Origin of the sequence: Streptomyces yerevanensis (genome assembly GCF_000716805.1) — a bacterium.
Lineage (GTDB): Bacteria > Actinomycetota > Actinomycetes > Streptomycetales > Streptomycetaceae > Streptomyces > Streptomyces flaveus.
The window spans coordinates 28,224-45,784 of sequence record NZ_JNWJ01000028.1 but is presented as its reverse complement, the minus strand read 5'-3'; the positions used below and the strand labels follow the sequence as shown (position 1 = coordinate 45,784).

Sequence of the window (17,561 nt, the reverse complement as noted above, 5' to 3'; positions counted from 1 at the left end):
GCAGACCGCAGAAGCGTGACGCAGAGTGGCGGCCCGCACGTGAGTCAAACGGCCTAGCGGAGCGCCCGGAGTCAACAGGTGTGTCCGCAGCCGGACGAAACCACCGGCCAGGACAATGATCAGAGTCGGAACACGCCCTGCTGACTGCCTAGCCCTGCGGGGCGGCCCGTCGCACTGCCAGATATTCGGACCAGTTCCCACCGGCGAGGGTGGCCCAGCGTTCGGCTGTCTTGGGGTGGATGCCGAGCAAGTCGGCGATGACCATGGGCGGCAGGTCTACCAGGGCGTCCATCATGGCGGTGTTCCGTGCTGCGCGGGCGGGCAGACCGTGGTGTCTCAGGGTGTCGGCGAGGCCGAGAGGGTTGCGCGGGCGTCCAGGGCTGTGACCGGGCAAGAGGTACCTGCACCCGGCCGTGTTGCTGTGCCGGGGGCTTTGCTGGAGCTGGTCGTCGATGAGGCGGGCGAGCTTCGGCGGCAGCACAAAGGGGTGGTGGTTGACCGTCAGATAGGTATGCCCCTGGTCGCGGCGAACGTGGTCGTCGGTGAGTTCGACGATGCGGGTCAGCGGAAGGGCGTAGAGCCGGACGAGAGCAGCCGCGACGCGGACCTCCAGGGGCAACGCCGTGTCGTTGAAGCAGCGCAGCAGCTCTTTTCGGTGCTCCTCCTCGGCTTGAAAGTGGCCTGGGAGTTGGGCGGCTGAGCGCTCGATGACCAAATCGGGCGGGCACAGGCGTCGTGCAGTGCTCCAGCGGAGGAAGGGGATGGAACGGGAGCGCAGAGTTGGCCGGTCGATCGCCCAGGTGTCCAGATGCTGCTGTTGGAGCTGGGGGAGATTCAGGTGCTGGGTGTCGAGCCAGTTCAGGAAGTTGATGGCGGCGAGGACGTTGCCGCAGTCGCCCTTGTGTGCGGCGTAGGTGTAACGGCCGCGGGCTGAGCGCCGGCGGGCGTCGCGGATGATGTGCCATTCGGCGAACGGGCGGATGAGATTGGCGTGCCGTGGTGGCAGTTCGGCCACGGTCCGCGCGACCCAGTTGGTGAGGAGGGCGAGATTCTCATCGCGTGGCGGCAGGACGCCGGCGGTGACGAGTAGCCCGCGCACGTAGGCGGTGGCAGTCCGTTGCGGCAGCGCGTCGAGGGATTTGTGGTCCAGTGCTTCGGGATCGAGAGCCAGGCGTCCCAGGAGGCGGGCGGTAGGGCTGCGGCGCAGCCACTGCAGTACGCGGTAGGGGTTGTCCGCACCGGTCAGTACCGCGGCGAGGGGTTGGAGCGGCTGGGTCACGCCTGCGCCGTCTGCGGCGAGCAGGTCGGTCACGCGGGCGGCCAGGGTGCAGCGGGGACAGCGGCGGCCGGAGTAGAGGTCCGCCGGCTCATCGCAGGCTGAACACCGCTCGACCGGCTCGTCGGGGAACGAGCACGCCTTGCACAGAGGGCTTCCCTCGGCCGTCTGACCGATCAGGATGCGCTGTCGATTGCACGACGCGCACGGTGCAGGGGTCGACAGGGCTGTTCTGTAGCAGGGGTCGCACACCGGCCCCTTGGGCCAGAAAACCTTGACCTTCCCAATCCGGCCGCACAGGGCACATGCGCACTCTTCGCGAGGACGGCACGTGTCGCAGTGGAACAGGCCCCGGCCACCGTCGATGTGGTGGCCGGGGCGGACCCTCTCGCAGATGACGCAGGTCTTCTCACGTCGCTTGTAGCACCGGTCGCAGGTGTCCGGCCTGGAGCCGTCGGCCCGGGCGACGATGGGAACGATCTGTCTGCAGACCCCGCACAGGCGGGCAGGACTGGAGTAGCAGGCGCCGCAGACCGGCCCGTCAGAGGTCAGGGCGTTGACCCGGCGTACGCGTCCACAACGGCAGCAGGTCTGAGTGTTCTTGGGAGCACAGGTCTGGCAGAGGCTGGTGCCGTCGGGCAGGCGCCGGTAGGAGATCATCATCCGGTGGCAGTCGGCGCATTCTTCCTTGGCATCCGGCTCCTTGTTCCTGCACGGATTACAGATGCCGCCCTCTGGTCGGCGGGCGTAGATGCTGGCCATTTTGCCGCAGCGTGCACACGGCTTCTTGGCACGTCGGCCGGCGCAGCGTGAACACAGTCGTCCCGCCGGCCCGTTGTTGGTGGGAAGAGGGTCAGTCCGTCCGCAGTCGCCACAGGCCACCAGGACGACCTTGTCACCGTGGCCGACGGCGGTCAGCACAGCCAGCAAACGCACCACACAGGTCGGGCAGTCGCTGCTGGGCACGCTCAGAGCGTCGGGCCTGTCGGACAGATAGCGCACCAGGCGGAAGGCATTCGCACCACGCCATGCCCGGGCTTCCTCCGCCACGGCCTGCGCCTGTTCGGGGCCTAGGGATTCGCCCACCGCCGACCGCAGCAGCGTAACGATCTGCTCCTGTGCGGCAGCGAGTTCGGCGCGTAAGCGGATCTGGTCCGGAGTCAGCGGCCTCACGGCTGCCCCGGGCGCCGGATCGTGGTCCGCCGCTCCTTCAGCGGCAAAGCCTCGGCCTGTCCGTCCGCGGTCTTCTTGACCTGTGCGTTGACCACCTTCGGCTTGATGAGATCGTTCGGCGTGCACCCGAAGATGTCGCACAGCGCGACCAAGGTGTCCATGCTCATCCGCTGGGGCGGCTGCGTCACCAAGCGGTAGACCTGCTCACGTGACAGGGTGACGCCACGTTCTGCCAGGAGCGGCACCAGGTCCGAGGTCTGGAACATCTGGTGCTCGGCCATCGTGGCCCGCAGACACCACTCGTAACCCATCTTCTTGATCATTTAAGGTCCCAGTCGTCACCCAGCCGACGCTTCAGCGAAGCCTCCAGGAGCTGGTTCCGGTACTCGTCAGAGACGCCCATGTAGATGGCCGTCGTGGACGCGTGGGTATGGCCCACCTGCTCTTGAACGAAGCGGGCAGGGTAGCCGAACTCGGTCAGATGCGTGATGTAGCTGTGGCGCAGGCAGTGCAGGTCGAGGTCCTCGTTGAGGCCGGCGTCCTGGCGTGCCGTCACGAACGCCTCGTTGATCGAGCGCGGAGACATGCGGCCGAGCCGCTCGGTCACCCAAAGGGCCGGGTGCCGGTTCGGCGAGAGCCGTGGGCGAATCTCGTGCACCCACTCGTCAAGAACGTCGACTATCCAGTCCATCTCGGGGACCAGAAGCACGGTCCGTCGCTTCGGCGGTGTGCCCTTGGAGGACTTGCCGTACCTGACGGTCATGCTGTCGGCCTGTCCGAACTGCGGCGCCTTCCTGTGCCGTCGCAGATCCACCAGGTCGACCATCGAGGACTCGGTCCGCCTGGTGCCGTAGGCGTAGATCGTCTTGAGCGCCGCGGCATCGCGCAGTGCGGTGAGCGTGCCCTTCCGGCCCTGCCCGTGAATGCGTCGAGGTCGGGCATCGGCGGCGTCGAACAGCGCCTGAACCTCGTCGTAGGTCAGAGGCCGCCGCCGGGGATCACCCTCGTACTCCACCGAGTGCAGGACAGAGTTGCCCTCGTGAAAGATCACCTGCGGTGACAGGCCGAACCGTTCCTGGCAGATCTCAACCCATCCGTACCGGCGGTCCAGCAGGAACTCCACGAACAGCTCGATCCCAACCTCGTACGCCCGAGCCGTAGACAACTGGATCGGCTTGGAGCCGCTGCGAAGGTGAACGATGAAAGCCTCGCCATCGGCAGGAGTCCACTGCCACGGGTACAACCCTGTGAACTCCTCGAACCGTTGGATCAGACGCAGCCGAGGCTGGATCGTCGAAGCCTGGAGAAACCGCGCGGACTGCTGGCGAGCCCATCCCTCCTTCATGGCAGAAGAAACCGCTGACTCCGGGTCCAGAAGGACGACATTCGGAGCCAGGGCAAGACGCACCGAGCCAGGTGCCTCAGCGATCATGCCCGCCGTTGTATCAAACGCATCATTGTTGCGTCCATACGGGGCACCCCTGGTCAACTACGCAAGGGAGCCACGGCCGTGCACGCGCCAGGGGCTCTGATCAGCAAAAACATCCGAGGCAAGGAGCTACGAACTGTTGCAGCCAATGCAATTCATCGCGTTTCGGACCGTTCCCCAGGATCAGGCGCCGGGCTCGTACGCCGTGTTGGATGGATTCATGGCCGTACGACTCCCCCGCCCGCACCGCGATGACGTGCGCATCGCGCTCGCGGGGCTGCTCGGCGGGCTCGTCCTGTGGGGCCTCGGCCTTGGCATGCGGACGGCCGAAGAGCCGAACGTTCTCTGGCCGTGGCGCTGGCCGGTCCTGGTACCGCTCGTCGTGATGGTCTGCTGCGAGGTGCTGCGCCGGCAACGCCCGCGTACGGTCCTGCTGGTGGGTACGGCTGCGCTGGCCCTGGACACCACGACACAGGGAAACATTGCCACCCTCGTCATGTTCACCGACCTCGCGTACGCGGCCGTGCTGTACAGCCCTCTGGCCTCCGCCCGTCGCATTCTCTGGATGACCGGGCTGCTCACGGTGGTCGGCACGGTCGTTCCCATCGCGGTGTGGCGCACGCCGGAAGCGGTGCTGGTCGGCGTGATCATCGGCGCGGTGGCGTTCGGCCCCGCAACCACCGGCTGGCTCGTCCGCAACCACCGCGACGCCGCCGAAGCCGCCCGCCTGCGCGCCGAACAGACCGCCCTGCTCGCCGAGATCGACCGCACCCAGGCCGTCACCGCCGAACGTGCCCGGATGGCAAGGGAGTTGCACGACATGGTGGCCAACCACCTGTCCGCGATCGCCATCCACTCCACGGCCGCGCTCTCCCTCGACGACGCGGACACGACGAAGCAGGCCCTCGGCGTCATCCGGGAGAACAGCGTCGAGGGCCTGGCGGAGATGCGGCGGCTCATCGGGATACTGCGGGACTCCAGCGGCGACACCGAACCCTCGGCCGCCCCCACCCTCGACGGACTCGGCGCACTCGTCGACACCGCCCGCGCCAACGGCCTCGACGTCACGCTCGACACCACGCACGTAAAACTCCCCGCGCCGGTCGAGCTCGCCGCGTACCGGATCGTCCAGGAGTCCCTCACCAACGCCCTCAAGCACGCCTCCCCCGGCCGGGTCACGGTGACGCTCGCCCAGCGGGACGGCACCCTGAGCCTCAGGGTGACCAGCCCGTACGGCGACCGCGACGGCCCGCGCGCCCCCGGCTCGGGCGCCGGTCTCGTCGGCATGCGGGAGCGGGTCGCGCTGCTGGGCGGCACCTTCGAGGCCGGGCCCGAGAGCGCGCCCGACTCACCCGACTCGGGCAGCTCACGCGACGGCAAGATCTGGACCGTACACGCCACTCTGCCGACCACTCTGGGAGGAACCGAATGATCCGCGTGCTCGTTGCCGAGGACCAGTCCGCCGTACGCGCCGGGCTCGTCCTCATTCTGCGCAGCGCGCCCGACATCGAGGTGGTCGGCGAGGCCGCGGACGGTGAGAAGGCGGTCGCGCTGGCGCGTGAACTGCGGCCCGATCTGGTCCTGATGGACGTCCAGATGCCCCGCCTCGACGGCGTCTCGGCCACCCGTCAGGTGGTCGACGAGGGTCTTGCCGACGTACTCGTGCTGACCACCTTCGACCTCGACGAGTACGTCTTCGGGGCGCTGCGCGCGGGCGCCTCCGGCTTTCTGCTGAAGAACACCGAGGCCCGCTCTCTCCTCGACGCGGTCCGCACGGTCGCGCGCGGCGAGGGGCTGATCGCGCCCGCGGTCACGCGACGCCTGATCGCCGAGTTCGCCGCCAAGCCCGTACGGGATCCAGGGCCCGACCCGGCGGTCCTGGAGTCCCTCACCCGCCGTGAACGCGAGGTGCTGTCCTGCCTGGGCAACGGGCTGTCCAACGCCGAGATCGCGGGCCGCCTGGAGATGGCCGAGGCCACGGTGAAGACCCACGTGAGCCGCCTGCTGGGCAAACTGGAGCTGCGCAGCCGGGTGCAGGCGGCGGTGCTGGCGCAGGAGTTGGGCGTGTAACAGCACCACCCTCATTGGTCTGGACCTCTTGACCTATGGTCCAGACCTTTCTATTGTCCAGCGCACCCCCTCACACTGCCCTCACTTCCCCGAGGAGTCCCTGGATGCGCTTCGGCCTCAGAGTCAGACACAGAGCCGTGGCAGGGTTCGCCACCCTGCTGCTCCCGCTCGCCGCCCTGGTCGGCCTCGCCGGTCCCGCCCAGCCCGCCACCCCGAGCTCCGCCCCGGACGCCGTGGACATCGCGACCGCTCCACCCCCGGTCCAGAAGGTCAAGCTCGGTTACTTCATCGAGTGGGGCGTCTACGGCCGTAACTACAACGTCAAGAACCTGGTGACCTCCGGCTCCGCCGCGAAGGTCACTCACATCAACTACGCCTTCGGAAACGTCGTCGACGGCAAGTGCGCGATCGGCGACTCATGGGCCGACTACGAAATGCCGATCACCGCCGACAATTCGGTGAGCGGCAAGGCCGACACCGCGGATCAGCCGCTCAAGGGCAACTTCAACCAGCTGCGCCAGCTGAAGGCCAAGTACCCGCACATCAAGATCCTTTGGTCCTTCGGCGGCTGGAGCTGGTCCGGCGGCTTCACCGAGGCGGCCAAGGACCCGGCGGCCTTCGCCCGATCCTGCCACGACCTGGTCGAGGACCCGCGCTGGGCCGATGTCTTCGACGGCATCGACATCGACTGGGAGTACCCGAACGCCTGCGGTCTGACCTGCGACACCAGCGACGCCACGGCCTACGCGGACATGATGCGGGCCCTGCGCACCGAGTTCGGCTCGAAGTACCTGGTCACCGCCGCCGTCACGGCCGACGCCTCCCCCGGCGGCAAGATCGAGGCCGCCGATTACGCGGGCGCCGCGCAGTACCTCAACTGGTACAACGTGATGACGTACGACTTCTTCGGCGCCTGGGCGGCGAACGGCCCCACCGCCCCGCACTCCGCGCTCACCCCCTACAACGGCATTCCGCAGAAGGGCTTCACCAGCGCCGAGGCCATCGCCAAGTACAAGTCGCTCGGCGTGCCCGCGAAGAAGCTGCTGCTCGGCATCGGCTTCTACGGCCGCGGCTGGACCGGCGTCACACAGTCCGCGCCGGGCGGTACGGCGACGGGGGCGGCCCCGGGCACGTACGAGGCGGGCTTCGAGGACTACAAGGTCCTCAAGAAGTCCTGCCCGGCCACCGGCACCGTTGGCGGCACGGCATACGCGCACTGCGGCAGCGAGTGGTGGTCCTACGACACCCCGGCGACGATCCTCGGCAAGATGAGCTGGGCCGAGAAACAGGGCCTGGGCGGCGCGTTCTTCTGGGAGTTCAGCGGTGACACCAGCAACGGCGAGCTGGTAAAGGCGATCAACAACGGCCTCAGGTAAGGGCCAGGCCTGACTTAGGCCACGTTGACGCTCCTCCAGACTTCGTCCGGGGGGGGAACCCCCAATCAACGAGTAAATGTGGCCTTTCAGGCCACATTTACTCGTTGCCCGGGCGGAGCCGCCTCCAGCCACGCCAGGAACCCCGTCAGCGCGTCCTCGCTCATCGCCAGCTCAAGGCGCGTACCCCGGTGGAGACAGGCGAGCACGATCGCGTCGGAGAGCAGCGCCAGTTCCTCCTCGCCCTCTGGGGCGCGGCGGCCGGCCACCTCGATCGACGAGCGTTCCAGGATGCGGCGCGGGCGAGGGGCGTAGGAGAAGACGCGGAACCATTCGATGCGGTCGCCGCTGTAGCGGGCGATGCCGTAGCCCCAGCCTTTGCCACTGGTGTCGCTCTTCTCGGCGGTGTTCCAGCGGAGGCTGCAGTCGAAGGTGCCGCCGGAGCGCTGGATCACTCTGCGGCGCACACCGAAGGCGAAGAGTCCGGCGGCCACCAGAAGGATTACCAAGCCGCACACAGTCAGAGCGAGGACCATCGACACCGACCTCCTCGTCTCCTAGGTAACGGAAAAGGAAAAAGCACCCGCATTGCCGCAGCCGCGACCCGGTCCGGAGAAGGCTCCGGTCCTGGCCGCGGCTGAGTCATGTCCAGTGGCGCGCTGGGTTCAGCGTGCCGCCACCGCTCGCAGTCGGACGTCCGCGCGACGCTCGGCGGACTCGTCGCCCTCCGCCTTCGCGCGCTCGAGCTCCCGCTCCGCGCTCTGGACATCGATCTCGTCCGCCAGCTCGGCGATCTCGGCCAGCAGCGACAGCTTGTTGTCCGCGAACGAGATGAAACCGCCGTGCACCGCAGCGACGACCGTTCCACCATCACTCGTACGGATGGTCACCGGGCCCGACTCCAGCACACCGAGCAGCGGCTGGTGACCGGGCATGACGCCGATGTCGCCGGACGTGGTACGCGCGACGACCAGGGTGGCCTCGCCGGACCAGACACTGCGGTCCGCGGCGACGAGCTCGACATGCAGCTCAGCAGCCAAGGTGGGCTCCTCGGGTCACCACCCGGCGGTTGCTGCCGGGTGTTGGAAGTAAGTCTAGTAGGGCTCCGCTTGTCAAAAGTGCGGGGTCCCCACCCAGCACTCGGCTGGGGGTCCGGGGGTTATCCCCCGGGCAATGCTGCGTAGGCGTACGAAGAAGGGCGGGACGCACCCCGCGAGGCGGCCCCGCCCCCCTTCATGAACACGAGGTTCAGGAGACGCCGAGCTCCTTGGCCTTGGCCTTGAGGTCCTCCAGGCCACCGCACATGAAGAACGCCTGCTCCGGGAAGTGGTCGTACTCACCGTCGCAGATCGAGTTGAACGCGGAGATCGACTCGTCGAGCGGCACGTCCGAACCGTCCAGGCCGGTGAACTGCTTGGCGGCGTGGGTGTTCTGCGACAGGAAGCGCTCCACGCGACGGGCACGGTGGACGACGAGCTTGTCCTCCTCGCCGAGCTCGTCGATACCGAGGATCGCGATGATGTCCTGGAGGTCCTTGTTCTTCTGCAGGATCGTCTTGACGCGCATGGCGCAGTCGTAGTGCTCCTGCGAGATGTAACGCGGGTCCAGGATGCGGGACGTGGAGTCCAGCGGGTCCACGGCCGGGTAGATGCCCTTCTCGGAGATCGGACGGGAGAGCACCGTCGTCGCGTCGAGGTGGGCGAAGGTCGTGGCCGGGGCCGGGTCGGTCAGGTCGTCCGCGGGGACGTAGATCGCCTGCATCGAGGTGATCGAGTGACCACGGGTCGAGGTGATGCGCTCCTGGAGCTGGCCCATCTCGTCCGCGAGGTTGGGCTGGTAGCCCACCGCGGACGGCATGCGGCCGAGCAGGGTCGACACCTCGGAACCGGCCTGGGTGAAGCGGAAGATGTTGTCGATGAAGAACAGCACGTCCTGCTTCTGCACATCGCGGAAGTACTCCGCCATGGTCAGACCGGCCAGGGCCACGCGCAGACGGGTGCCCGGGGGCTCGTCCATCTGACCGAAGACCAGCGCGGTCTTGTCCAGCACGCCGGACTCGGTCATCTCGTCGATGAGGTCGTTGCCCTCACGGGTGCGCTCACCGACGCCGGCGAACACGGAAACGCCCTCGTGCAGCTTGGCCACACGCATGATCATTTCCTGGATCAGCACGGTCTTGCCGACACCGGCACCACCGAACAGACCGATCTTGCCGCCTCGTACGTACGGGGTGAGAAGGTCGACGACCTTCAGGCCCGTCTCGAACATCTCGGTCTTCGACTCGAGCTGGTCGAAGGCCGGGGCCTTGCGGTGGATCGGCCAGCGCTCGCCCTCGAACTGCTCGTCGGAGTTCAGCACCTCACCGAGGGTGTTGAAAACCTTGCCCTTGGTGAAGTCACCGACCGGGACGGTGATGCCCGTGCCGGTGTCGGTGACCGGGGCCTGGCGGACCAGACCGTCGGTGGGCTGCATGGAGATCGTACGGACCAGTCCGTCACCCAGGTGCTGGGCGACCTCCAGCGTCAGGATCTTCTTCTTGCCGGCCTCGGCCGGGTCGGCCACCTCGACGTGAAGGGCGTTGTAGATCTCCGGCATGGCGTCGACGGGGAACTCCACGTCGACGACCGGGCCGATCACCCGGGCGACGCGGCCCGTGGCAACGGCCGTCTCAACTGTCGTCGTCATTACTTGTCACTCCCCGCGGTCGCGTCGGCCAGGGCGCTGGCGCCACCGACGATCTCGCTGATTTCCTGGGTGATGTCGGCCTGGCGGGCCGCGTTGGCAAGCCGGGTGAGGTTCTCGATGAGATCCCCGGCGTTGTCGGTCGCCGACTTCATCGCGCGGCGCGTGGCGGCGTGCTTGGAGGCAGCCGACTGGAGCAGCGCGTTGTAGATACGGCTCTCGACGTAGCGCGGCAGCAGGGCGTCGAGGACGTCCTCCGCCGACGGCTCGAAGTCGTACAGCGGAAGGATCTCGCCCTTGGTCTGCGACTCCTCCGCCACTTCCTTCAGGCTGAGCGGCAGCAGGCGGCTGTCGACCGCCGTCTGCGTCATCATCGAGACGAACTCGGTGTAGACGATGTGGAGTTCGTCCACGCCGCCGTCCGCCGTCTCCTTCTCGATGGCCTCGATCAACGGGGCCGCGACCTTCTTCGCGTCCCCGTACGAGGGCGCGTCGGTGAAGCCGGTCCACTGCTCCGAGATCTTGCGCTCACGGAAGTTGTAGTGGGCGACACCGCGGCGGCCGACGATGTAGATGTCGACCTCCTTGCCCTCGCGCTCGAGACGGGCGGTCAGCTGCTCCGCCGCCTTGATGGCGTTGGAGTTGAAGGCGCCGGCCAGGCCGCGGTCGCTCGTGAGGAGCAGTACCGCGGCGCGGGTCGGGTTCTCCGCCTCCGTGGTCAGCGGGTGCTTGGTGTTCGAGCCGGTGCCGACCGCCGTGACCGCGCGCGTGAGCTCGGTCGCGTACGGCGTGGAGGCCGCCACCTTGCGCTGCGCCTTGACGACGCGCGAGGCGGCGATCATCTCCATCGCCTTGGTGATCTTCTTGGTCGCGGTGACGGATTTGATGCGACGCTTGTAGACCCGGAGCTGGGCTCCCATGAGTCAGGTCCCTTCCGTCGTCACTTGCCCGCAGCGGCAGGGGTGTCCTCGCCGAGCAGCTTGCCGTCCGAGGTCTCGAACTGCTTCTTGAACTCCGCGACGGCGTCACTCATGGCCGTGATCGTGTCGTCCGACATCTTGCCGCCCTCCTTGATGGAGGTCAGCAGGCCCTGCTCCTTGCGGTGCAGGTACTCAAGCAGCTCCTTCTCGAAGCGGCGGATGTCGGCGACCGGCACCTCGTCCATCCTGCCGGTGGTGCCGGCCCAGATGGAGACGACCTGGTCCTCGGTGGCCATCGGCTGGTACTGCGGCTGCTTGAGCAGCTCGACCATCCGCTGACCGCGCTCCAGCTGCGCCTTCGACGCGGAGTCCAGGTCGGAACCGAAGGCGGCGAAGGCCTCCAGCTCACGGAACTGGGCAAGGTCGACGCGGAGCCGCCCGGAGACCTGGCGGATCGCCCTGTGCTGGGCGGAGCCACCGACTCGGGAGACGGAGATACCGACGTTCAGCGCGGGACGCTGACCGGCGTTGAACAGGTCCGACTCCAGGAAGCACTGGCCGTCGGTGATGGAGATGACGTTGGTCGGGATGAACGCCGAGACGTCGTTGGCCTTCGTCTCGACGATCGGCAGACCGGTCATCGAGCCCGAGCCCATGTCGTCGGAGAGCTTCGCGCAGCGCTCCAGCAGACGGGAGTGCAGGTAGAAGACGTCACCGGGGTAGGCCTCGCGCCCCGGCGGACGGCGGAGCAGCAGGGACACGGCGCGGTAGGCGTCGGCCTGCTTCGAGAGGTCGTCGAAGACGATGAGGACGTGCTTGCCCTCGTACATCCACTGCTGGCCGATGGCCGAACCGGTGTACGGCGCAAGGTACTTGAAGCCGGCCGGGTCGGACGCCGGGGCGGCGACGATGGTCGTGTACTCCAGGGCGCCGGCCTCTTCGAGGGCACCACGCACGGAGGCGATGGTCGAGCCCTTCTGACCGATGGCGACGTAGATGCAGCGGACCTGCTTCTTCGGGTCGCCCGTGCGCCAGTTGTCGCGCTGGTTGATGATCGTGTCGACGGCCAGCGCGGTCTTGCCGGTCTGCCGGTCGCCGATGATCAGCTGACGCTGGCCGCGGCCGATCGGGGTCATCGTGTCGACGGCCTTGTAGCCGGTCTCCATCGGCTCGTGCACCGACTTACGGACCATGACGCCCGGAGCCTGCAGCTCCAGAGCGCGGCGACCTGACGTCTCGATCTCGCCGAGGCCGTCGATCGGGGCGCCGAGCGGGTCGACGACGCGGCCGAGGTAGCCCTCGCCCACGGCGACCGACAGGACCTCGCCGGTACGGCTGACCGGCTGGCCCTCCTCGATGCCGTTGAACTCACCGAGGACAACGCAGCCGATCTCGCGCTCTTCGAGGTTGAGCGCGAGGCCGAGGGTGCCGTCCTCGAACTTCAGCAGTTCGTTGGCCATGGCCGAGGGCAGGCCCTCGACCTTCGCGATGCCGTCGCCGGCAAGGGTGACCGTACCGACCTCCTCGCGCGAGGCCGCGTCCGGCTTGTACGCCTGGACAAAGTTCTCCAGCGCGTCCCGGATCTCCTCCGGCCGGATCGTGAGCTCCGCCATCTGGGTTCCCTGCTCTCCTTGTTGGGCCCGAAGTTTCAACTTGGGGGTCTGGGGGCGACCCCCAGGAATCCTCTGCACGGCCCAACCAGGGCCGTAGTACTGCCTGTCTTCGTACGTGCGTGTATTGGTACGTGTATTGAGTTGCTGTCAGCCCGCCATGCGGCGAGTGGCGTCCTCGAGCCGGTCCGCGATGGAGCCGTTGATGACCTCGTCGCCCACCTGCACCCGGATCCCTCCGACGACCTCGGGGTCGACATCGAGATTGAGGTGCATCGGACGCCCGTAGAGCTTCGCGAGAGCGGCACCCAGGCGCCGCTTCTGCGGGTCGCTCAGCGGGACCGCCGAGGTGACGATGGCGACCATGCGGTCTCGGCGCTCGGCAGCGAGCTTGGACAGGGACTCGAGTCCCGCCTCCAGGCTACGTCCCCGCGGCGCGGTCACAAGGCGCGTGACCAACCGCTCGGTCCCGGCCTTGGCCCGGCCGCCGAGCAGGCTGCGCAGCAGCTCGGTCTTGGCGGCGGTGCCGGCGGCGCGGTTCGTCAGCGCGGCACGCAGCTCGGTGTTGGAAGAGACGATCCGGCCGAACCGGAACAGCTCGTCCTCCACCTCGTCGAGCGTGCCCGCCCGCTGGGCCGCGGTGAGGTCGGCCGTGTTGGCCAGCTCCTCGATCGCGTCCACCAGGTTGCGCGGCTGCGACCAGCGAGAGCGCACCATGCCCGACACCAGGTCGACGGTGGTCCCGCCGACCTGACCGCCGAACAGCCGTCCGGCCAGCTCGGCCTTCGCCTCGCCGGGCTGCGCCGGGTCGGTGAGGACCCGACGCAGGCTGATCTCGCGGTCGAGCAGCGCGGTGACGGCGGCCAGCTCGTCGGCGAGCGCGAGCGCGTCCACGGACGTGTTGTCCGTCAGCGCGTCGAGACGCTCACGTGCGGCAGCGGTTGCCTCGCGGCTCGCTCCGTGCGCTGTCATCGAGCCGCCTCGGCCTTCTCCTCGAGCTCGTCGAGGAAGCGGTCGATGGTGCGGCTCTGCCGGGCGTGGTCCTCGAGGGACTCGCCCACGAGCTTGCCGGCCAGGTCGGTGGCGAGCTTGCCCACGTCCTGACGCAGCGCGGAGGCAGCAGCCTTGCGGTCGGCCTCGATCTGGGTGTGACCGGCGGCGATGATTTCCTCACGCTGCCGCTGGCCTTCCGCGCGCATCTCGGCGATGAGCGTGGCGCCCTGCTCCTGCGCCTCCTGGCGCAGCCGCGCGGCCTCGTGCCGGGCCTCGGCGAGCTGGGCCTTGTACTGCTCCAGCACGCTCTGGGCCTCGGTCTTCATGGCGTCGGCCTCTTCGATGCCGCCTTCGATCGCCGCGCGGCGCTCTTCCAGAACCTTGTTGATGTTCGGGAGGAGCTTCTTCCAGAAGAAGAAGAACACGATGGCGAAGGCGATGGTGCCGACGAGCAGCTCGGGACCCGGAGGCATGAGCGGGTTCTGCTCACTCTCGGTCGCCAGCTGTACGAGATTGGCGATCACATCAGTGCCTTTCGTCGAAACGTGTCGGTGAGCAGAAAAATTACTGACCGAACACGAACGGCATGACGATGCCGATGAGGGCGAGCGCCTCACAGAACGCGAAGCCGAGGATCTGGTTGGCACGGATCAGGCCGGCCGCCTCGGGCTGGCGGGCGAGGGCCTGGGTGCCGTTACCGAAGATGATGCCGACGCCGATGCCGGGGCCGATGGCGGAGAGGCCGTAGCCGATGGAGCCGAGCGAACCGGAGACAGCGGCGAGGGTCTCAGTGGCAGCCATGCTGATTCTTCTTTCTCTTTCATGGACCGGCGGGGGTTGGCCACCGGACGTTCTTGGGACTTGCGGGGGCGGGAGGGGCTCAGTGGTGCTCGGCCAGAGCACCCTGGATGTACGTGCAGGCGAGGAGTACGAAGACGTACGCCTGGACGGCCTGCACGAAAAGCTCGAAACCGATCATGGCGATGGTCATCACGAAGGAGACACCGGCCGCCGGGATCATCCAGCTGTTCAGCAGATACCAGGAGGCGACCGTGAACATGACCAGCATCAGGTGCCCGGCGAACATGTTGGCGAACAGTCGCACCGCGTGCGTGAACGGCCGGACGAGCAGGTTCGAGAAGAACTCGATGACCATCACGAGCGGCAGCACCGGGCCGAGCGACTTGTCGTAGCCGGTGATGTTCTTGAAGAACCCGACGAAGCCGTGCCGCTTGAAGGTCAGCGAAACCCAGGTGACGTACACGATCGCGGCGAGGACCGCCGGGAACGCGATGATCGACGACACCGGGAACTGCGCGAGCGGGATCACGGACCAGATGTTCATGATCCAGATGAAGAAGAACAACGAGACCATCAGGGGGACGTACTTCTCGCCCTCCTTCTTGCCGAGGGTCTCGTAGACGATGCCGCGGCGTACGAAGTCGTAGCCGGCCTCGCCGATCATCTGGAGCTTGCCCGGCACCACCTTGGCCTTGCCGAAGGCCAGTGTGAAGAAGGTGATCACGAGGCCGGTGGTGATGAGGGCGAGCAGCATCACCTTGTTGAACTCGAACCCCCCGACCGTGGCGATCGGCTTGAAGAGGAACGAGTGCAGGCCCGGAGCCGGGAAGCCGCAGCCGTTGTCGGACATGATCCGACAGCTCCAGTCAAAGGCGAGCTGGGTCTGTTCAGCACTCACCACGGGCTCCTTCGGCGTGACGCATAGGTACGGCAACCTCGTTGTGTCGGCGCGGCGCGCAGCCGCGGTTCGGCACTGGACTGGTGTTACGGATGTGGGGGCGGCTGTGGGGCATCGAGCCTCGCGCTAGAGCAGGCGTCAGCTCGGATGCCCGCGCCCGCGATGCCGCAGTTGGCACCGGACGATAGCAGGGCCTCGCGCGAGTCCTTATACCGGCCCTACCTCTCACGACGACGACCCGGACTTCTCGTTCTTCTCGTCCTTCGCGGCTTCAGGATCGACGTAGAAGATCTTGGCCTTCATGTGTGCACGCGCCTGCGCCGCCATCCATACGACGGTCGCCACGACGAGGCCGATCGCGAAGGTCTGCGGATCGAAGGCAGTGGTGTCTTTGAACAGGCCCACGAACATCAGGAGCAACAGGAGCTGAGCCACGTACAGCATCATGCCCATCGCCTGGAAGAGGTGCGGAAGCGATTTGGCGGTGCGCTGCAGAACGTACAGACCGATTCCCATGAAGAGGATCGCCAGCAGTACGCCGACAACAGCACCCAGCGCTCCCTTGCCCCCCGCAACCACCCCGCTGACAACGGCGGCAATCGCGCCGACGGCAGCCGTGGGCACGGCGGCCTGAAGGAGAATCCGGGCGTCATTGGACGGCATGGCGGCAGCTCCGCTTACTAAGGGGGCAGGGTGTCGTCATGGACGAGCGTAGTCCCGGGTGGGGAGGGAACCTCACGCCAATGGGCCGTCGCACTGCGGCCCTTCGGCTCATCCCCGAGCTTCGTGAACCGTATCACAAACTATTTGATGAGGTCTTTACCTGATTGGTGTGCTCGGCGTCACACATGAGAGTGAACCTGCCCGTCTGTGCACTCGCGCCGCCGAGTTTGTCTGCTATAGGGACGGTTTGCGAAAGCGTCAGTGGGACGATTCGGCCTTGCGTCGGTCCAGAACGCGCGAACGACGGCCGACAGCCGTCGAACCGTTGACACCTGAGACGCCCGCGGTGACCGGAGCGCGACGTTCCTCGCCGGTCTCGCCGGACTCAGTGGCCTCACCGAGCTCGCTGGACGCGCCACTCGTGGCACCCGCGTACGCGACCGCAGGCGCCCCCTGCACGGCCTCCTCGGCCACCTCCTCCGCGAGCCGGCCACGGCGGCGGTAGCGCGGCGGCACGAAGCGCTCGGCCCAGGCCGGCGTGCGCGGTGTGAAGCGCGGCAGCAGGAGCAGCACCAGACCCACCGCGCTGAGGAACACGATGCCGAGCACGATCCACATGGACGCCGAGTTCACCGAGTACGCGAGGGCCCCGAAGGCGACCAGTGCCGACCAGAAATACATGATGAGCACGGCCCGGCTGTGCGAGTGCCCGATGTCCAGCAGGCGGTGGTGCAGATGCCCGCGGTCGGCGGCGAACGGGGACTGTCCGCGCCAGGTGCGCCGCACGATGGCGAGCACCAGGTCGGCGGCCGGTACCGCGATGATCGTCAGCGGCAGCAGCAGCGGGATGTAGACGGGCACCGTCTGGTGCACGGCCTCCTTCTCGGACCCGGCGAAGAGGTTCATCGCGTCGGGGTCGACCTGCCCGGTGATGGAGATGGCGCCGGCCGCGAGCACCAGGCCGATGAGCATCGAGCCCGAGTCGCCCATGAAGATGCGCGCCGGGTGCATGTTGTGCGGCAGGAAGCCGAGGCACATGCCCATGAGGAGCGCGGAGAAGAGGGTGGCGGGGGCGGCGGACTCAAGTCCGTACCCGTACCAGATGCGGTAGGCGTACATGAAGAACGCCGCGGAGGCGATGCACACCATGCCCGCGGCGAGGCCGTCGAGGCCGTCGGCGAAGTTCACGGCGTTGATGGTGATGACGACGAGCGCGACGGTCAGCAGCGTGCCCTGCCACTGGGTCAGCGAGACCGAACCGACGCCCGGCACCGGCAGCCACAGGATCGTCAGACCCTGCATGACCATGACGCCCGCGGCGATCATCTGGCCGCCGAGCTTGATGAGGGCGTCGATCTCGAACTTGTCGTCCAGGACGCCGATCAGCCAGATCAGCGCGGCCCCGGACAGCAGCGCTCTCGGCTCGTTGGAGTTCTCGAAGACCTCACTGAGGTTCGTCAGATGGTCGGCGACCAGCAGGCCGGCGCACAGTCCGAAGAACATCGCGATCCCGCCGAGCCGCGGCGTGGGTTCCCGGTGCACGTCACGTGCCCGGATCTCCGGCATCGCTCCGGCCACGATCGCGAACTTCCGCACCGGCCCGGTCAGCAGGTACGTCACCGCGGCCGTGACGAGGAGCGTCAGGAGGTATTCACGCACAGGCATCCCCACAG

At 67.5% G+C, this 17,561-nt stretch carries 17 protein-coding genes; 3 read left to right on the top strand and 14 right to left on the bottom strand.

Features of this window, described 5'->3' with window-relative positions; genetic code table 11:
- Positions 1 to 148: 148 nt before the first annotated feature.
- Genes OP79_RS56470 through OP79_RS27530 form a run of 3 tightly spaced genes read right to left on the bottom strand, consistent with a single transcriptional unit; the run spans position 149 to position 3,794 of the window.
- On the bottom strand, positions 149 to 2,449 hold the full coding sequence (locus tag OP79_RS56470; RefSeq protein ID WP_211270875.1) for an XRE family transcriptional regulator: 2,301 nt from the start codon (positions 2,447 to 2,449) through the stop codon (positions 149 to 151).
- Positions 2,446 to 2,772 (bottom strand): helix-turn-helix domain-containing protein, encoded by a 327-nt coding sequence (locus OP79_RS27535; RefSeq protein WP_033323872.1) that lies wholly within the window; start codon positions 2,770 to 2,772, stop codon positions 2,446 to 2,448. The genes OP79_RS56470 and OP79_RS27535 overlap by 4 nt, the downstream gene beginning before the upstream one ends.
- Complete coding sequence (locus OP79_RS27530) at positions 2,769 to 3,794, bottom strand: tyrosine-type recombinase/integrase (RefSeq protein WP_211270877.1); 1,026 nt, start codon at positions 3,792 to 3,794, stop codon at positions 2,769 to 2,771. Before OP79_RS27530 ends, OP79_RS27535 begins: the two co-directional genes overlap by 4 nt.
- A gap of 304 nt (positions 3,795 to 4,098) precedes the next feature.
- On the opposite strand from OP79_RS27530, the gene OP79_RS27525 reads away from it, so the two are divergent.
- The 3 genes from OP79_RS27525 (at position 4,099) to OP79_RS27515 (ending at position 7,324) form a co-directional block, all read left to right on the top strand.
- Complete coding sequence (locus OP79_RS27525; RefSeq protein ID WP_033323978.1) at positions 4,099 to 5,310, top strand: sensor histidine kinase; 1,212 nt, start codon at positions 4,099 to 4,101, stop codon at positions 5,308 to 5,310.
- Entirely contained in the window at positions 5,307 to 5,948 is a 642-nt protein-coding gene (locus OP79_RS27520; protein ID WP_033323870.1) for a response regulator, read from the top strand. Before OP79_RS27525 ends, OP79_RS27520 begins: the two co-directional genes overlap by 4 nt.
- Before the next feature lie 104 nt (positions 5,949 to 6,052).
- Entirely contained in the window at positions 6,053 to 7,324 is a 1,272-nt protein-coding gene (locus tag OP79_RS27515; RefSeq protein ID WP_033323869.1) for a glycoside hydrolase family 18 protein, read from the top strand.
- 86 nt (positions 7,325 to 7,410) lie between these two features.
- Here the strand turns inward: OP79_RS27515 and OP79_RS27510 are convergent, their stop codons facing one another.
- The 11 genes from OP79_RS27510 to OP79_RS27460 form a co-directional block, all read right to left on the bottom strand.
- Positions 7,411 to 7,857 (bottom strand): DUF2550 domain-containing protein, encoded by a 447-nt coding sequence (locus tag OP79_RS27510; protein WP_033323868.1) that lies wholly within the window; start codon positions 7,855 to 7,857, stop codon positions 7,411 to 7,413.
- Positions 7,858 to 7,986: 129 nt separating this feature from the next.
- Positions 7,987 to 8,361, bottom strand: a complete 375-nt coding sequence (locus tag OP79_RS27505) for a F0F1 ATP synthase subunit epsilon (protein WP_033323867.1) — start codon at positions 8,359 to 8,361, stop codon at positions 7,987 to 7,989.
- Between the two features lie 208 nt (positions 8,362 to 8,569).
- Positions 8,570 to 10,006: a F0F1 ATP synthase subunit beta gene (atpD, locus tag OP79_RS27500; protein ID WP_033323865.1), complete on the bottom strand. Its 1,437-nt coding sequence runs from the start codon at positions 10,004 to 10,006 to the stop codon at positions 8,570 to 8,572.
- Entirely contained in the window at positions 10,006 to 10,923 is a 918-nt protein-coding gene (locus OP79_RS27495; protein WP_033323863.1) for a F0F1 ATP synthase subunit gamma, read from the bottom strand. Before OP79_RS27495 ends, atpD begins: the two co-directional genes overlap by 1 nt.
- A gap of 20 nt (positions 10,924 to 10,943) precedes the next feature.
- Positions 10,944 to 12,536 carry a F0F1 ATP synthase subunit alpha gene (gene atpA / locus OP79_RS27490; protein ID WP_033323862.1) on the bottom strand — a complete coding sequence of 531 codons (1,593 nt, stop codon included), beginning with the start codon at positions 12,534 to 12,536 and terminating at the stop codon, positions 10,944 to 10,946.
- A gap of 147 nt (positions 12,537 to 12,683) precedes the next feature.
- Complete coding sequence (locus OP79_RS27485; RefSeq protein WP_033323861.1) at positions 12,684 to 13,505, bottom strand: F0F1 ATP synthase subunit delta; 822 nt, start codon at positions 13,503 to 13,505, stop codon at positions 12,684 to 12,686.
- Positions 13,502 to 14,050, bottom strand: a complete 549-nt coding sequence (locus OP79_RS27480) for a F0F1 ATP synthase subunit B (RefSeq protein WP_033323860.1) — start codon at positions 14,048 to 14,050, stop codon at positions 13,502 to 13,504. The genes OP79_RS27485 and OP79_RS27480 overlap by 4 nt, the downstream gene beginning before the upstream one ends.
- Before the next feature lie 40 nt (positions 14,051 to 14,090).
- The gene (locus OP79_RS27475; protein ID WP_010040161.1) at positions 14,091 to 14,327 is read right to left on the bottom strand and encodes an ATP synthase subunit c family protein; all 237 of its coding nucleotides are present in this window, start codon (positions 14,325 to 14,327) and stop codon (positions 14,091 to 14,093) included.
- 79 nt (positions 14,328 to 14,406) lie between these two features.
- Complete coding sequence (gene atpB / locus OP79_RS27470; protein ID WP_483855335.1) at positions 14,407 to 15,225, bottom strand: F0F1 ATP synthase subunit A; 819 nt, start codon at positions 15,223 to 15,225, stop codon at positions 14,407 to 14,409.
- Between the two features lie 225 nt (positions 15,226 to 15,450).
- Positions 15,451 to 15,888: a Cg1360 family ATP-synthase-associated protein gene (locus OP79_RS27465; protein ID WP_033323858.1), complete on the bottom strand. Its 438-nt coding sequence runs from the start codon at positions 15,886 to 15,888 to the stop codon at positions 15,451 to 15,453.
- Positions 15,889 to 16,146: 258 nt separating this feature from the next.
- On the bottom strand, positions 16,147 to 17,547 hold the full coding sequence (locus OP79_RS27460; RefSeq protein ID WP_033323975.1) for an MraY family glycosyltransferase: 1,401 nt from the start codon (positions 17,545 to 17,547) through the stop codon (positions 16,147 to 16,149).
- Positions 17,548 to 17,561: the final 14 nt, after the last annotated feature.

Bases quoted from the DNA above. Each gene is read 5' to 3' on its own strand.
- OP79_RS27525 (WP_033323978.1), top strand. From the start codon at position 4,099: ATGGCCGTACGACTCCCCCGCCCGCACCGCGATGACGTGCGCATCGCG.
- atpA (WP_033323862.1), bottom strand. From the start codon at position 12,536: ATGGCGGAGCTCACGATCCGGCCGGAGGAGATCCGGGACGCGCTGGAG.
- OP79_RS27510 (WP_033323868.1), bottom strand. From the start codon at position 7,857: ATGGTCCTCGCTCTGACTGTGTGCGGCTTGGTAATCCTTCTGGTGGCC.
- atpD (WP_033323865.1), bottom strand. From the start codon at position 10,006: ATGACGACGACAGTTGAGACGGCCGTTGCCACGGGCCGCGTCGCCCGG.
- OP79_RS27465 (WP_033323858.1), bottom strand. From the start codon at position 15,888: ATGCCGTCCAATGACGCCCGGATTCTCCTTCAGGCCGCCGTGCCCACG.
- OP79_RS27520 (WP_033323870.1), top strand. From the start codon at position 5,307: ATGATCCGCGTGCTCGTTGCCGAGGACCAGTCCGCCGTACGCGCCGGG.
- OP79_RS27485 (WP_033323861.1), bottom strand. From the start codon at position 13,505: ATGACAGCGCACGGAGCGAGCCGCGAGGCAACCGCTGCCGCACGTGAG.
- OP79_RS27530 (WP_211270877.1), bottom strand. From the start codon at position 3,794: ATGAAGGAGGGATGGGCTCGCCAGCAGTCCGCGCGGTTTCTCCAGGCT.
- OP79_RS27535 (WP_033323872.1), bottom strand. From the start codon at position 2,772: ATGATCAAGAAGATGGGTTACGAGTGGTGTCTGCGGGCCACGATGGCC.
- OP79_RS27515 (WP_033323869.1), top strand. From the start codon at position 6,053: ATGCGCTTCGGCCTCAGAGTCAGACACAGAGCCGTGGCAGGGTTCGCC.
- OP79_RS27495 (WP_033323863.1), bottom strand. From the start codon at position 10,923: ATGGGAGCCCAGCTCCGGGTCTACAAGCGTCGCATCAAATCCGTCACC.
- OP79_RS27475 (WP_010040161.1), bottom strand. From the start codon at position 14,327: ATGGCTGCCACTGAGACCCTCGCCGCTGTCTCCGGTTCGCTCGGCTCC.